General features: G+C 63.2%; 13 protein-coding genes. All 13 read right to left on the bottom strand.

Annotated elements, in window-relative coordinates; all coding sequences use genetic code 11:
- Positions 1-76: 76 nt before the first annotated feature.
- A complete protein-coding gene (locus JVX98_RS06750; protein WP_052201714.1) occupies positions 77-1,189 on the bottom strand; it encodes an ABC transporter substrate-binding protein in 1,113 nt (370 codons plus the stop codon).
- Positions 1,189-1,953 (bottom strand): IclR family transcriptional regulator, encoded by a 765-nt coding sequence (locus JVX98_RS06745; RefSeq protein ID WP_205236247.1) that lies wholly within the window; start codon positions 1,951-1,953, stop codon positions 1,189-1,191. Before JVX98_RS06745 ends, JVX98_RS06750 begins: the two co-directional genes overlap by 1 nt.
- A 348-nt stretch (positions 1,954-2,301) precedes the next feature.
- Positions 2,302-2,949 carry an AAA family ATPase gene (locus JVX98_RS06740; protein ID WP_192450452.1) on the bottom strand — a complete coding sequence of 216 codons (648 nt, stop codon included), beginning with the start codon at positions 2,947-2,949 and terminating at the stop codon, positions 2,302-2,304.
- Positions 2,950-3,059: 110 nt separating this feature from the next.
- The gene (locus tag JVX98_RS06735; protein WP_192450550.1) at positions 3,060-4,673 is read right to left on the bottom strand and encodes an ABC transporter substrate-binding protein; all 1,614 of its coding nucleotides are present in this window, start codon (positions 4,671-4,673) and stop codon (positions 3,060-3,062) included.
- A gap of 63 nt (positions 4,674-4,736) precedes the next feature.
- Positions 4,737-5,561, bottom strand: coding sequence for a creatininase family protein (locus tag JVX98_RS06730; RefSeq protein WP_192450451.1), 825 nt, complete (start codon positions 5,559-5,561; stop codon positions 4,737-4,739).
- 61 nt (positions 5,562-5,622) lie between these two features.
- Positions 5,623-5,991 carry a hypothetical protein gene (locus tag JVX98_RS06725; protein ID WP_246764818.1) on the bottom strand — a complete coding sequence of 123 codons (369 nt, stop codon included), beginning with the start codon at positions 5,989-5,991 and terminating at the stop codon, positions 5,623-5,625.
- A gap of 232 nt (positions 5,992-6,223) precedes the next feature.
- Entirely contained in the window at positions 6,224-7,216 is a 993-nt protein-coding gene (locus JVX98_RS06720) for an oligopeptide/dipeptide ABC transporter ATP-binding protein (protein WP_246764817.1), read from the bottom strand.
- Positions 7,213-8,232 carry an ABC transporter ATP-binding protein gene (locus JVX98_RS06715; protein ID WP_246764816.1) on the bottom strand — a complete coding sequence of 340 codons (1,020 nt, stop codon included), beginning with the start codon at positions 8,230-8,232 and terminating at the stop codon, positions 7,213-7,215. Before JVX98_RS06715 ends, JVX98_RS06720 begins: the two co-directional genes overlap by 4 nt.
- A 2-nt stretch (positions 8,233-8,234) precedes the next feature.
- Positions 8,235-9,098, bottom strand: a complete 864-nt coding sequence (gene ddpC, locus JVX98_RS06710) for a D,D-dipeptide ABC transporter permease (RefSeq protein WP_246764873.1) — start codon at positions 9,096-9,098, stop codon at positions 8,235-8,237.
- Between the two features lie 47 nt (positions 9,099-9,145).
- Positions 9,146-10,159: an ABC transporter permease gene (locus JVX98_RS06705; protein ID WP_205236245.1), complete on the bottom strand. Its 1,014-nt coding sequence runs from the start codon at positions 10,157-10,159 to the stop codon at positions 9,146-9,148.
- A gap of 131 nt (positions 10,160-10,290) precedes the next feature.
- Positions 10,291-11,832, bottom strand: a complete 1,542-nt coding sequence (locus JVX98_RS06700; RefSeq protein WP_205236244.1) for an ABC transporter substrate-binding protein — start codon at positions 11,830-11,832, stop codon at positions 10,291-10,293.
- A 123-nt stretch (positions 11,833-11,955) separates the two neighbouring features.
- The gene (locus tag JVX98_RS06695) at positions 11,956-12,588 is read right to left on the bottom strand and encodes a helix-turn-helix domain-containing protein (RefSeq protein WP_205236243.1); all 633 of its coding nucleotides are present in this window, start codon (positions 12,586-12,588) and stop codon (positions 11,956-11,958) included.
- Between the two features lie 175 nt (positions 12,589-12,763).
- On the bottom strand, positions 12,764-14,221 hold the full coding sequence (locus JVX98_RS06690) for a M81 family metallopeptidase (protein WP_205236242.1): 1,458 nt from the start codon (positions 14,219-14,221) through the stop codon (positions 12,764-12,766).
- Positions 14,222-14,285 lie beyond the last annotated feature (64 nt).

The raw sequence follows: 14,285 nt of genomic DNA, 5'->3' as shown, positions 1-14,285 counted from the left end.
CAGGCTTCGTATTGTTAAGAAAAGGGGACAGGCCGCCGACCGGTATCGGTCCGCTCGACAGCCCTGCCCGTGGCCGTTAGTTGCCAGCCATCGCAGCGGTCCACTTGGTGGCAAAGCCCGCCGCGTCGTCGATCAGCGCCCGGTCGAAACCCACGGCGATGAGATTTTCCATGCCGACCTTCTCGGCGATCGCCTGGTAGGTGTAGCGAACCTCGGCTTCATCGACGTCTTCGCGATAGGGGGTCAGCCCGCCCTTGCCGATCTGGGTCTGGCCGTTGCGGCTGAGCAGATAGTCGACGAACAGCTTTGCCGAATTCGGGTTGGCGGCTTCGTTCGGAATGCCGAGGCCGCGCAGCATGACCGGGGTGCCGTCGTCGGGGAAGGCAAAGCCGAGGATCTCGCCGCCGGGCTGTTCCAGGCGCGGGAAAATCGTGATGCCCGAGACGGCGATGCCTACGAGATATTCGCCCGTGGCAATCTTCTCGTTCATCGGGCCGCCGGAGACTTCGCCGCGGATCATCGGTCCGATCTGGCGCAGTTCCTTCCAGCCTTCGTCCCCCTTGACCTGCAGGGTCTTCCACCAGGCGGCGAGGCCGAAGGAATTGCGCGCGGCGTCATAGGTGGTGATCTTGCCGTCGAAGCTTGCCTTGTCGGCCGCCGCCGCCTTGACGAGCGACGAGAAGCCGGTCGGGCGCTGACCTTCGGGAAGCAGGGCGGCGTTGTAGGTGATGACGAGCGGATCCGCCGACATCACGAAGATGCCCGGATAGGGATTGGCGAAACCTGGCAGGCGCTCGATTTCCGGGCTGGGATAGTCGAGCATGCGGCCCTCGGTGCCGTAGCGTGCCCAGCGGTCGTTGGCGCCCGACACCAGGACATCGGCGGTGCGCGCGCCGCTGCCGGCCTCGGCCTCCCAGCGCGTGTGCACCGTGCCGGATCCAAGGTCCAGCGTCTCGACCTTGATCCACGGATAGAGTTCGTTGAAGCCCTTGATTACCGGCTGCCAGTTGTTGTCGGCCATGTTGGAATAGACGACGAGCCCGGCTTCCTTGCGCGATGCGTCGACGAGCTGGGCGTAGTCGGCCGGATAATAGTCCGGCAGCTTCGGCTCCTGCGCGTAAGCGCCGGTCGAGAACGCTGCCGATGCCGCGACGAGCCAGCCGGCCAGTTCTCTTTTCATATAGGTCATTACTTCCTCCCGTGGGTTTTCCCGTTCTTCATCACGCGGCGCGAAAGCTCCTCACTTGCGCGGCGCGCAGCCTCGACCGTCGCCTTGGTGACGCGTTCGAGATTGTTGGCGATCCGCTCGCGCGGACCTGAAATATTGACGACGGCAAGGATGCGGCCGTCCGGATCGACGATCGGCGCCGCCACACCGGCAGCCCCCTCGACACGTCCGTAGAGGTTGGCGACATGGCCGTCGCTGCGCGCGGCGCTGACGCGCTCGGCGATTGCGTCCGGATCGTCCTCACGTGCGACGTCGCCGCGCAGATAGGCGTCGAGGTCGCCGTCGTTCAGCCCGGAAAGCAGCATGAGACCGCTGGCGACGTAGTGCGCAACGCGCGGCGCAGCGATGTCGCGGTCGTAGCGGATCTCCCGCATCGGCAGGATCTTGTTGAGGTAGCGGACCTGGCGGTCGTCGGTGAGAACGGCGATGAAGCCCGTCTCTTCGATCGCACCGACCGTCTCGCGAAGGATGGGCTCGGCCACCCGCAGGATCGTGCCCCAGCCATTGTTGTCCGCCGACGGCTCGCCGGGCAGGCGGATCAGCAGATAACGACCATCGGCCTGCCGGGTGACGTACCCGCCCTCAACCAGCGTCCTCAAAAGAAGCAGCGTGCTGCTCTTCGGCAGCTCAAGCGCCTGGACGACCTCCGCCAGAGTGCAGGCCTCGCCGCGCGACGCGAGCCACTCGATCAGATCAAGGATTCTTTCCGCGCCGCGGCCGCTCATTCAAGTTTCCTCTTGTTCAATATACTGAACACGTGCTATATTGTGAATGCTATGGAAGCGACTCGCCTTTGTCAAGGCGCTCGCCGGCGTCATCCCGTTTCGTGAACATATGAGGCTGCCAGGACGCCGTCCCCGAACCCGCGGCCATCCGACCGATCTCAGGGCCTGACGCCGCAAACGCGCCTCACCGAGGCGCCATACCGTGTTAGAGGCAGCAGCCCACGCGCGGAAAGATCGCGGTCATCCGCAGGTGGACCGAGCGGCATGCAGGACGGTGGCTGAGTGGAGAGGATGAACGCAGGGGGCGGAACCAGGAGCCGCGCCCGCAGGCGACATCATGAAACGCCTCTAACGGCGGCCGCGAGCCAGAATGCTGGCGATCGCCTCTGCCGTCTGTTCTGCTGTCAAAGAGGTCGTATCGAGCGTTTCGAGCCTAAGGTTCCGGTATTCGGCAGCGTCCGAAAGCGCAGAATCGATCGTCGCGTCTTCCTCGCCTCGATGCGCGAGCCTTCTCGTGCGCTCGCTGTCGCTACAATCAAGCAGCAGCCATTGGCCGTCGGGCCAATCCGAAAGTTCATCCGGCGTACAGACGCCAAGCAGGACGACACGGGCGGGATCCGCGATCTCGACCGCCCTCCTCACGAGCGCGGCATAGGGCGACCATGTCGCCTCGTTCTCGCTGATATTGCAGCCGGCAAGCAACCCGGCCGGCTCCATCAGCGCGTCCCAATCCAGGATCACTGACTGGGGAAGCAGGTAGCGCAAATGCGCGACGACGGCCGTTTTGCCGGATCCCGGCGCGCCGAGGATATACCACATCTTGCCTTCTCTCATGGCCATTTCGCCGCCTCGGGTCGTCAGCGGCTGCGCGCAAGGCGCACCGTTCCGTACCCGCGGCGCTCCGTACCAGGGAGTTGCAGATATAGTCACTCGAACACGCCGATCAACGCCCGGCGCGGCTGTCGGCTGCCGCCGGGCGGGCATTGTCGCCGTCATTCATCCGTCCCCATGGGGCCACTGAAGCCCGAGAACTTCGGCGCCCCAAGCGGAACCGGATGAACGCTCGCCTAAAGGACCGGATTGGCGCCCAGCCCAGATCAGGTGGGTTACTCCTCGATGTCGACCTTGTCGAAGCGATGCGAGCCCAGGGGCTCCATCACGTAGTTCTTCACCTTTTTCGACATCGGCAGCACGACGGTGGAATGGGCGATCGGCACCCAGGGTGCCTGGTCGCTGATCATCGCCTGGGCTTCCTCGTAGAGCTTCGTGCGCTCGCCCTGGTCCGCACTGACCCGCGCCTTCTGGAAGATCTCGTCGAGCGGCTTGTAGCACCAGTTGGCATTGTTGGCACCGCCGACGCCGGCGCAGCTGAAGAAGTAGCTGAGCAGGTTGTCCGGGTCGCCGTTGTCGCTGGTGCCGCCGAGAATGACCGCGCCATCACGCGCCTCGTCGCGCACCTTCTTCAGGTACTCGCCCCATTCATAGGAGACGATCTCGACGCCGATGCCGACCTTGGCGAGGTCCGACTGCATCAGTTCCGCGGCGCGCCGGGCGTTCGGCATATAGGGGCGGCTGACCGGCATCGCCCAGATCTTCATCTTCAGATCCTTGACGCCGGCCTCGTCGAGGAGCTTCTTTGCCGCCTCCGGATCGTAGCTGTAGCCCTCGATCTTGCCGTTATAGCCCCACATCGTCGGCGGCAGCACGCTCTTGGCGACCTGTCCCATGCCCTGGTAGACGGAATCGACGATCGCCTTGCGGTCGATCGCCATGTTGATGGCGCGGCGCACCTCCAGCTTGTCGAACGGCGCGACCAGCGTGTTCATCGCCAGATAGGAAACGTTGAGCCCCGGCTGCTCCATGACGTTGAGATCAGGATTTTCCTTCAGCTTGGCGATATCGGCCGGAGCCGGATATGGAGCGATGTGGCATTCGCCCGCCTGAAGCTTCTGCATGCGGGTGGTCGGATCGGTGGTGATCGCGAAGATGAGGTTGTCGATCTTCGGTGCACCGTCCCAATAGTCGGCATTTGCGACAAAGCGGATCGCCGCGTCCTGCTGGTAGTCGACGAAGCGGAACGGTCCGGTGCCGACCGGCTTGCGGTCGAGATCCTGGCGCCGCCCCTCCGCCGCCAGCTTGTCGGCATATTCCTTCGACACGATCGAGCCGAAGTTCAGCGCGAGTTTCGACGGCAGAGACGCATCCGGCTGGTTCAGCACGAACTTGACTGTGTTGTCATCGACCTTGACGATCTCCTTGATCGCCGCCGGCATCTCCATCGCGTTGAACATTTCCCAGTTCGCGCCGGCGAAATAGCTGTGCCACGGATCGTCCTTGTCCATCTGGCGGTTGAAGGTGAAGAGCACGTCGTCCGCATTGAAATCGCGCGTCGGCGTGAAATCGTCCGTCGTCTGGAACTTCACCCCCGCGCGCAGCTTCAGCGTATATTCGAGATTGTCGGCAGAGATGGTCCAGCTTTCAGCGAGACCCGGAACGACATTGGTGGTGCCGGGGGCGAATTCGGTGAGCCGGTCATAGACCGTCTCGGCCGAGGCGTCCCAGGTGCTGTTGGCCGAATAGAGTGCCGCGTCGAACCCTTCCGGCGCGCCTTCCGAGCAATAAACGAGTGTCTTTGCCATGGCCGGCGTCAGTGCCGCGCCCGACAGCATGGTTGCTGCAAAGAGCGAGACAAGGGTGCTGCGCGTCCGCGCGAATTTCATATTCATTGGTCTGTCCTCCCTAAAGGAATGGAATGCGATGTGCCTGCAATTGCGCCGGAAAGATCAGTCGGCCTTACCGGCGGTGGTGCCGAGGCCGCGGCCGGGCGCCCAGACCGGATCCGGCTTGGTCCAGAGCACGTCGTTGCGGATCAGCTTCACCAGTTCGTTCGCCTGCAGGTCGAGGAAGCGTTCGCCCTTTTCGGCGGTCGCGCTGCGCGGATCGCCCCAGGTGCCAGTGACCGGCGCGCGTTCGGAGAAGGAATAGAAGCGCGACACGTCGGCCGGCACGTCGACAGGGTGCTGCTGGTTGCCGAAAGCCTGGCCGAACATCTCGGTCTTCACCGCGTCCGGCACGATCGCCAGCATGACCGAGGCCTCGCCTTCGCAGGCATGGTGTGCGCCCGTGTCGACCTCGAAGATCTTTGACGCTTCCTCGGGCGACAGCATCCAGGGCGTCGTGGCGACGATCGGCATGGCGAACTCGACCGCCAGTTCGCGCACGGCGACGGCGAGCGGGTCCATGTTCCCGCCGTGACCGTTGACGATGAACAGGCGCTGGAAGCCAAGCGTCTTCAGCGAACGGACGATGCAGCGGATGAGGCGGCTCAGCGTATCGTAGTCGAGCGTGATCGTGCCGCCGAAGGGCAGATGATGTTCGCTCATGCCGGTCCACAAGCCCGGAAGAACGGCGACCGGAATGTCATCGGCAACCAGTCGGGCGGCGCGGATCGCGGCTGCGGATGCGCTCGCCGTGTCGGTGATGACGGGCAGGTGTGGGCCGTGCTGCTCCAGCGAGCCGATCGGCAGGATCGCAAGCGCGCCCGGCTTGCCGGCAATCTCGCGCAGGCTCGGCGCGGTCATGCGCGCCCATTCAACTTCCTTGGTCATGTCAGGCCTCTTTCATGTCTTCAAAGCAAATTCTGTTCGCCGCCACGCCGTCGGCATGCGCCTATGTCTGGCGTCCCCTGGCATCGACCCGCAGCGTCACTGCCCGCCGATGCGCTTGCCGCAGGGTGACGGTGTCGAACTGTGCGCCGACGGCGCAGGAATGATTGGGGAAGCTGCGGACGCGGCTGCCGATCGCGGGCGCCATGTCGGTGAAACGGACAAAGCCGTGTTCTTCGGAAAGGCGACGGGCGATCGCAACACTCTTGTGGGTCTTGATATGCGGGCGCAGCGCGACACCTGAGGCAACGGCCCGCGCCTGCACGTCGCGCAGACTGCGCGTCAGCCGATCTTCATCGATTTTGACACAGAGCGTCGGCAGGTCGGCGGGGTCCGGACGACGAAAGGCGTCGAGCAGCGTTGGGTCAGTCAATCTTATCTCCGGCAAGCGGCGGGATCGCAAAAAGGCGCTCCCGATTAGCAAGCGCCGCGCGAAGGCGGCGGCTACAAATTTGCACAGTCGGAAATATCAAGCAAATTATTTTTCCTATAAGAAAATTATATTTCTCAAACTATCGCAATTGCGCATCAAATGAGACAGACGACGCCGCGCCACGCCGCGGGTTGCGGCCGGCGGGCGCGGATCTGGCGTATCGCCTACACCTTCACGTCTGCGCCAGATGACACCTGACACGGCGGGCGCTCTCGCTCAGGCGCCGCAGCACCTGGCCTGCCTCGCAGCCGCCGCCGACGCGGTCGCACCTCTGCTTATAGAAGCAGCCGTCCGGCAGGTTGCGGTTGTTGGGAAGCTCGCCGGCGCGCACCTGGGCAATGTCCGGCAGCGGGCTTTCGAAACTCGGAGCCGCGGCCAGAAGCGTCTGGGTGTAGGGGTGACGAGGATTGCGCAACACCGCGTCGGCCGGGCCGGATTCGACGATCTGGCCGAGATACATCACCGCGACGTCGTCGCAGAAGTGCCGCACCAGCGCGACGTCATGCGAAATCAGGAGATAGGTGAGCCCGCGCTCGCGCTGCAGCTTCAAGAGCAGGTTGATGATCTGCGCCTGCACCGAGACATCGAGCGCCGATGTCGGCTCGTCCAGCACCATCAGCTCCGGGTCCGTGCTGATCGCGCGGGCAATGGCGATGCGCTGGCGTTGGCCGCCTGAAAACTCGTGCGGCAGGCGGTCGAGATGTTCCGGACGGAGCCCGACGGCAACGGCCAGCTCCTCCGCCTTATCATGCAGTTCGGCCCTGCTGTGTCCACCGCGGATATGCAGCGGCTCGCTGATCAGCCGCCAGACCGGCAGGCGCCGGTCGAGCGAGGATTGCGGATCCTGAAAGACGATCTGCATCTTCTGCCGCAGGGCGCGCTTCTGTTTGCCCTGCGCTTTCTGAAAATCCTCGCCGTCGATCGCCACCCTACCCTCTTCGTAAGGCGCAAGGCCGATGATCGCCTGGGCGAGCGTGCTCTTGCCGCAACCGGACTCGCCGACAATGCCGAGGCTCTTGCCGGCACGGACCTCGAGGGTCACGCCATTGACCGCATGCACAAAGGACGTGGGCCGGCCGAGCCAGTTTCGGGAGGCCGGGAAGCGGACATGCAGGTCGGAGACCTCGAGCACCGGTCGGGTCATGATACCAACGCCTTCGATCATTGCCGGCCTCCCTGTTCTACAAGTTCCGCCGCGCCACCGCGACGCCAGCAGGCCACCTGCTGGCCGCCCGCCCCCGCCAGTTGCGGAGACTGGGATCGACATTGGTCGACCGCTTCCTTGCATCGCGGCTGGAAGTAACAACCGGCCGGTGGGCTGAGGAGGTTCGGCACGGCACCGGGGATCGCTTCGAGTTCCTGCTTCGGCGCAACCCGCTCCGGCAGGCAGCGCAACAGCGCCTGGGTATAGGGATGCTGCGGCGTCTCGAGCACGGTCCGCGTCGCGCCGTGCTCGACGATCCGCCCGGCATACATCACGTAAAGCCGGTCGCAGAGCTGCGAGACGACAGCGACATTGTGCGAGATGAAGATGACCGACGTGCCGGTGCGGCGCGCCCGGTTCTGGATCAGTCGCAGGATCACCGCCTGGACGGTGACATCGAGTGCGGTCGTCGGCTCGTCGGCAATGATGAGACCGGGATTGCAGGAGAAGGCCATGGCGATCAGCACCCGCTGCCGCATACCGCCGGAGAGCTCGAACGGGTAAAGCTTCATCACCCGCTCAGGCTCGCCGATCAGCATGTCGGCCAGAATATCCCGAGCGACGCGCCTCGCCTCTGCCAGGCCTATTTCCTCGTGGCGCATGATGACGTCGGTCAGTTGCTTGCCGATGCGGATCGTCGGGTTGAGGGCGTTCATCGGCTCCTGGAAGATGGTGGAGACCACCTTGCCGCGCAGGTCCTGCAACTGATCGTCGTCCATGGAAAGCGTGCTGTGGCCAAAGAGCCTGACGGTGCCGCCGGTGATGCGATAGCGCCCTTTGGGCAGAAGCCCCGTTGCGGCCATGGTCGTCACCGACTTGCCGCAGCCGGATTCGCCGACAATGCCGACGATCTCGGCCTTGCCGACGTTGATCGTAACGTCGTCGAGCGCCTTGATCGCGCCGCTGAAGGTTGGAAACTCCAGCGACAGATTGTTGATGGCCAGCGCCTGGCCGCGTGGTTCTGCCGTACCGGTCATCTTCATCTGCCCCTCAAGCGCGGGTCGAGCATGTCGCGAATGCCGTCGCCGACGAGATTGCACCCCATGGCCGTAATCAGAATGGCAAGGCCCGGGAAGGTCGCGTACCACCATTGATCGAGCATGCAGCTGCGACCGCTGCTGACCAGCGCACCCCATTCGGCGGTCGGCGGCTGGGCGCCAAGGCCGATGAAGCTGAGGGCGGCTGCGATCAGCACGACGCCGCCGAGATCGAGCGTTGCCTGGACGATGATCGGCGACATCGCGTTCGGCAGGATATGCCAGCGCAGGATATAGAAAGGCGAGGCGCCGAAGGTGCGCGCCGCTTTCACGAAGATCTGCTCGCGCAGCGAAAGCGTCTGGCCGCGGGCCAGGCGCACATAGGCGGGGATGCGCACGATCGCCACCGCGAGCATGGAATTGAACAGGCTCGGACCAAGGGCTGCGGCCAGCGCCATGGCGAGGACCAATGCCGGCAGGGCGAGCACGACGTCCATCAGCCGCATGATGGCGGTGTCGACCCGGCCGCCGACGACGCCCGAGAAACAGCCGATCAGCACCCCGACCGACATCGAGATCAGGACGATCATGAAGGCGGCGCCACAGGACGCCCTTGCCCCGTAGATCACCCGCGAGAACAGGTCTCGGCCGACCTCGTCCGTGCCGAACCAGTGGGCAGCACTTGGCGGCAACAGGCGCGCCGTCAGCGACACCTTGTCCGGATTGTAGGGCGCAATCACAGGTGCGGCGATGATCATCACGAGAACGAGCAGGATAATCGCGACGCCCACCAGCGTCAGCGGGCTGCGGCGGCTGAGGTACCAGAGATAACGCAGCCGCTCGGAGAAGGACTTCGTCCCGCGCATTGCTGCGTTCGACGCGACAGGCTCTGTCGGCATGACGGCGGACATGATCAGACCTCCCTGATCTGCGGGTCGGCGAGCATGTAGGCGAGATCGACCAGGAGGTTGATCAGCACATAGCCGACGGATGCGACGATGGTGAAGCCCATAATGGCGGGAAAATCGAGCGTCTGGATCGAGGTCACGACATAGGTTCCCATGCCCGGCCAGGCGAAGATCGTCTCGGTCAGCACCGCGCCATAGAGAAGGTCGCCGAGCGCGAGCCCGAGCAGGGTGATCGAGGGGATGAGCGCGTTTCTGAGCGCATAGTTGAAGATGATCATGCCCTTGCGCAGGCCGCTGGCACGGGCGGTGCGGATGTAGTCTTCCTGGAGGACATCGAGCATCGAGGCGCGGATCTGGCGCGTGATCACGCCCATATTGGCAAAAGCCAGAACGAAGCCCGGCAGGATGATGTGGTAAAGCGCGCTGCGGAATGCGTCGAAACGGCCCTGCAACAACGAGTCGATCAGCAGGAAGCCGGTGATGCGCTCGGGCGCCACGATGCCCATGGCCAGGCGCCCGCTGCCGGGAAGGATCTGGAATTTCGCATAGAACACATAGATCAGGATCAGGCCGAACCAGAAGACCGGCATGGAGATGCCGCAGACCGAGACCGTGCGTGCCACCTGATCAATTGGACCATCCTTGTAGACGGCCGAGAGCACACCGAGCGGCACGCCGAGACAGATCGCGATGAAGAGCGCGACCGTTCCAAGCTCCAGCGTCGCCGGCAGGAAGGTGCGGATATCGGCGGCAACCGGGCGATTGGTGCGTAGCGACGTGCCGAGATCGCCCTGCAGCAGATTGCCGATATAGATGGTGAACTGTTCGACGACCGGCCGGTCGAGACCCAGGTTGCGCCGGACATTTTCAAGTGTCTCGGCGCTTGCCCGGTCGCCCGCGATCATGCGCGCCGGATCGCCGGGGATGAGGTGCGAGATCGTGAAAGTGATGACCGCGACCCCGAGCACAACGAAGAGCAAGAGGATCAGGCGCGGAAGAATGATGCGGGTGATTGCCATGGACGTCAGCCCTTCCGGCACGGGAACCCCGGCCTAGCTTGGGAAACGATGAACCCTGCCGCCGTGGCCCTGAGGCCGGCGGCAGGTTTCCGGGAAACGAGGTCGGTCAAGCGCAGCCTGACCGTTCCTGCTCATTCCGTCTTCGACATCGTTCCAAAGTTGTAGACCTGGATCAGCATCGGATTGTAGACATAGCCCTTCACCGCGGCGCGGCGGGCGAAGATGTCGTTCTTCTCCATGATGTAGAGATACGGCGCGTCGTCAGTCGAAAGCTTCTGCGCCTCGATGTAGAGAGCCTTGCGCTTTGCTTCGTCGACGATCGAAGCTGCCTCTTGGACGAGACCCGTCACCTTGCTGTTGTTGTAGAAGGAGCGGTTGCCCGGACCGCCCATCTTACCGGCGTCGAACCAGTAGTTCATGAACATGTAGGGGTCGGCGAAATCAGGCGTCCAGGCGCCGGGCGCCATGTCGAACTTGCCATTGGCGACCAACTCGCGCTTCGTCGTGTCGGCGACCGCCTGCAGATCGAGCTTGACGCCGATTTCTGCGAGAGAGGCTTGCAGCGCCAGACCGACCGGTTCCCAGGCAGGATCGGCCTGCGAGAAGGTATAGGTCAAATGGATGTCGCCCTTGCCGGATTCGGCAAGCAACGCCTTGGCCTTCTCGATGTCGTAGCTGTACTGGAAACCCTGGGGATCATGCCCCCACATGCCGCTCGGCACGGCGCCGCGCATCTGCTTGGCCTGACCGAGCATGATGCCGTCGATGATGCCCTGGTAGTCGACCGCATAGGAGATCGCCTGACGCACCTTGGCATCGTCCAGCGGCGGCTGGCGATTGTTCATGTAGATGTAGTTCACATACATGCTGGGATTGCTCTCGACGACGACGGAGGCATCCTTCTGCAGCGCCTCGGCCTGATCGAGCGGGATCTGTTCGATGATGTCGGCATCGCCGTTGGTCAGTTGCAGGCGACGGGCAGAGACGTCGCCGACGATGCGGATGACCACTTGCTTCAGCGCCGGCTGGCTACCCGAGTAATGTTCGTTGCGGTCGAGCACGATGCTCTGGTTGCGCTCCCAGGAGGCGATGCGATAGGGCCCGCTGCCGGCCGAATGTTCGGCAAGCCAGGCCTTCGCCATGTCGCCATCCTTCTCATGCTCCATCACCTTGGGATTGACGATCGCAGCGCCGGAAACGGCCAGCGTCGAGATGAAAGGCGCAAACGGCGCGGTCAGGTGAAATCTCACGGTCTGCGGATCGACGACCTCGACCTCCTTCAGCACCGGGAACGCGTCGGACGGGCCAGCCTTCAGCTTCATCAGCCGATCGAAGCTGAACTTCACGGCGGCCGCATCGACCGGCGAACCGTCATCGAATTTGTGGCCGGCCGCAATCTTGAAGGTCCAGACGAGGCCGGCATCGTCGGCCGTCCAGCTTTCGGCGAGTTCCGGCCCGACTTCCGTCGAGGCACCCTTGTAGGCAACGAGCCGTTCATAGGCGGCATAGGTGAGCGTGTAGCCGCTGTTGCTGATCTCAAAGCCCGGATCGGCTGTCGGCGGATCTTCCGCGCGCGCCAGCACCAGCACGTCCTGCGCAGCAAGGGCGCCGGAAAGCGGCGTCGATGCCAGAAGCAAAGCAATGCCGATCGATTTCCACTTGGAACCGTTCATTTCGTAGTCCTCCCCAGAACTGCGGCGTGCGATGCCCTCCCGGCATCCACCGCAGTGCTAGACTAGGAAACGATTTTCCTAAGTGCAATATTTTTTCTTATCGTATTCGTTTTTTAGTTTTGATCAGCTTTTGAGCTTGATCGTCTGCGCGTTTGCCAGCGTGGAAACCAGCTCGGTTTCCGGGGTCGAGCAAACGCAGAGAATCTGCGCCGGCTCGTCGCTGACGCTCAGATAGGCGTGCCCCATCATGGCGTCGAAGTAGCAGGAATCGCCCTTCTTCAGCCGCAGCGGCGCATAGATCTCGGTGTGGAGCTCCAGCTCACCGTCGAGGACGTAGAAGAATTCCTCGCCCTTGTGGCGGATCAGCGCTCCGAACTCCTCGAGCGTGCGCGCCCGCGCCATCGCCAGGATCGGGACCATCGATTTCTTGGAAATCTCCGTGCAGACATAGAGATAGTCGTAGTTCTGCGTGACGATTTCCCGCCCGTCGCCGGATTTGGTATAGGTGCGCCGCCCGAGCATGCTAGGGGTGTCTTCCGCGCCAGACATCGTCCCGAACAGCTCGACGATGTCGACCTTGAGGCCCTGGGCAAGCTGGATCAACCGGTCGTAGGTCAGCTGCATCTGGTTGTTCTCGACCTTGGACAGGGTCGAGACCGCAAGCCCGGTCATGGAGCTGACTTCGGCCAAGGTCCAGCGGTTGCGATTGCGAATATCCTTGAGGATCTCGCCGAGGCTGGATTTCGCGTCGGTCATCGTTGGCGTCTCCATTTGCCTGCAGCCATCGAAGTGCTCGCCGGGGTTCGCCCGCCCGCAACACAGAATCCGATTGGCATGATAGGAAAACCATTTCCTATAATACGTGGCCGAAAGCAACATCGTGTTGAAGGCAATCCCTGCCCCGCAACCACTTGCAGCTTCCTGCTGCCTCCTATTCGGCGAACGGGTTGTCGACCTTTGGCCAATAGGGGCGCGTCAGCTTGGTGAAGGCCAGATCCTCGAAAGTCGGCTGCAAGGCGCCCGGCGCGCTGACGTAGAGGATGTCACGCGCAATGGGTTCGAAGCCGGCACGGAAGTGGTTGCTGGACTTCACCACCACGACCTTCTTCTTCGCCGGATCGAGCCCGAGCGCCGTCATGCATTCCGGATGAAAGGTCTGGGTACGCACGGTGTTGAGCACGATGTCGATGCTGCCGGCCGAGACCCACACGGCATCGCCGATGCCAAGCGGCGTCGGCCCGAAGCGCTGGGTGATGCCCGAGGCCACGCGCCTGACCGTTACCGTCAGGTCGAGCGGGTCGCCGGAGGCCGGCCCGACCTTGCCGCCGATCCTCAGCGCCAATGTGGCGCCCTCTCCCGCTTCGCGGCACATACGCACCGCAATCGGATCCCAGTAGAGGCAGGAAGCCACGTCTTCGATGCCGCGCTCGATGATGCGACGCAGGATGAACGTCGAATCTCCAGGCGCGCCGCCGCCTGCATTGTCTGAGACATCGGCGATCACGATCGGGCCGTTCTTAGCGGCAACCGCCCGGTCGAGGGCTTCGTCAATGCTAAGATAGTCTCCGCGCATCTCTTCGCGCGCCTCGAAGATCTCCCGGCCGAAAGATCGCGCCGTGCGCGCGGCCTTTTCCGGGTCGTTGTCGGTCACCACAAGCATCTTGGCGCCGACGTCTTCCACGTCGCCCCAAGGGAAGCCGTGGCCGAAGGAAACCGAGAGTACGCCATCCTGCCCTTCCATCGCCTTCATGCGGTCGACAATGCCGCGCAACGGCGCGCGATGCGGGTGGAAGGTGTTGATCATCCGGCAATCATGGAGGCCCATAGTCGGCCGCACCTCGCCGGCAAGTGTGCGCTCCATCAGCTGGAACAGTTGTTCGGCAACCTCTTCAATGTCCGTATGCGGATATTCCTTATAGGTGGCGATCATGGTCGCATTGGCCAGCATACGGTCGGTGATGTGACAGTGCAGGTCGAGTTCCGCCGCAACCGGCACATCGGGCCCCACCACTTCCCGAACATGCGCAAGCAGATCGCCTTCGACGTCGTCGTAGCCATCGGCGACGCAGGCGCCGTGCAGGGCGAGCATCACGGCGTCGACCGGCAGAGCGGCCTTGAGATCGTCGAGGATGGTGGCGCGGAAACTCTCATAGACCGCCCGCGTCGTCTTGCCTCCGGGCTCGGCCACGGCGCACAGGCTCTCGACCACGTCCCAACCCTTATCCTCAGCGGCGTTGCGCCAGACGAACATTTGCGAAGAGCAGCAGTTGAGCGGCTTGCCGGTGGCGTCGCCATAGGCGATCAGGTTTTCGCGGAAGGCCTCGATACCGGTCTGCATGGGCGAGAAGGTGTTGGTCTCCGTATCCAGCCCCGCGATGAAAAGTTTCATTTTCGCCTCCCGCCCATCAAGAAAGATATTTTCTAATGATAAAACTATGTTTATCGTCGGAAAG

Origin of the sequence: Ensifer sp. PDNC004, from assembly GCF_016919405.1 — a bacterium.
Taxonomy (GTDB): domain Bacteria; phylum Pseudomonadota; class Alphaproteobacteria; order Rhizobiales; family Rhizobiaceae; genus Ensifer.
This window is presented reverse-complemented; position numbering and strand designations above follow the sequence as displayed.

What these genes read in the sequence shown, in the direction of transcription:
- JVX98_RS06750 (WP_052201714.1), bottom strand. Translation starts at nt 1,189, where the DNA reads ATGACCTATATGAAAAGAGAACTGGCCGGCTGGCTCGTCGCGGCATCG.
- JVX98_RS06745 (WP_205236247.1), bottom strand. Translation starts at nt 1,953, where the DNA reads ATGAGCGGCCGCGGCGCGGAAAGAATCCTTGATCTGATCGAGTGGCTC.
- JVX98_RS06740 (WP_192450452.1), bottom strand. Translation starts at nt 2,949, where the DNA reads ATGACGGCGACAATGCCCGCCCGGCGGCAGCCGACAGCCGCGCCGGGC.
- JVX98_RS06735 (WP_192450550.1), bottom strand. Translation starts at nt 4,673, where the DNA reads ATGAAATTCGCGCGGACGCGCAGCACCCTTGTCTCGCTCTTTGCAGCA.
- JVX98_RS06730 (WP_192450451.1), bottom strand. Translation starts at nt 5,561, where the DNA reads ATGACCAAGGAAGTTGAATGGGCGCGCATGACCGCGCCGAGCCTGCGC.
- JVX98_RS06720 (WP_246764817.1), bottom strand. Translation starts at nt 7,216, where the DNA reads ATGATCGAAGGCGTTGGTATCATGACCCGACCGGTGCTCGAGGTCTCC.
- JVX98_RS06715 (WP_246764816.1), bottom strand. Translation starts at nt 8,232, where the DNA reads ATGACCGGTACGGCAGAACCACGCGGCCAGGCGCTGGCCATCAACAAT.
- ddpC (WP_246764873.1), bottom strand. Translation starts at nt 9,098, where the DNA reads ATGCGCGGGACGAAGTCCTTCTCCGAGCGGCTGCGTTATCTCTGGTAC.
- JVX98_RS06705 (WP_205236245.1), bottom strand. Translation starts at nt 10,159, where the DNA reads ATGGCAATCACCCGCATCATTCTTCCGCGCCTGATCCTCTTGCTCTTC.
- JVX98_RS06700 (WP_205236244.1), bottom strand. Translation starts at nt 11,832, where the DNA reads ATGAACGGTTCCAAGTGGAAATCGATCGGCATTGCTTTGCTTCTGGCA.
- JVX98_RS06695 (WP_205236243.1), bottom strand. Translation starts at nt 12,588, where the DNA reads ATGACCGACGCGAAATCCAGCCTCGGCGAGATCCTCAAGGATATTCGC.
- JVX98_RS06690 (WP_205236242.1), bottom strand. Translation starts at nt 14,221, where the DNA reads ATGAAACTTTTCATCGCGGGGCTGGATACGGAGACCAACACCTTCTCG.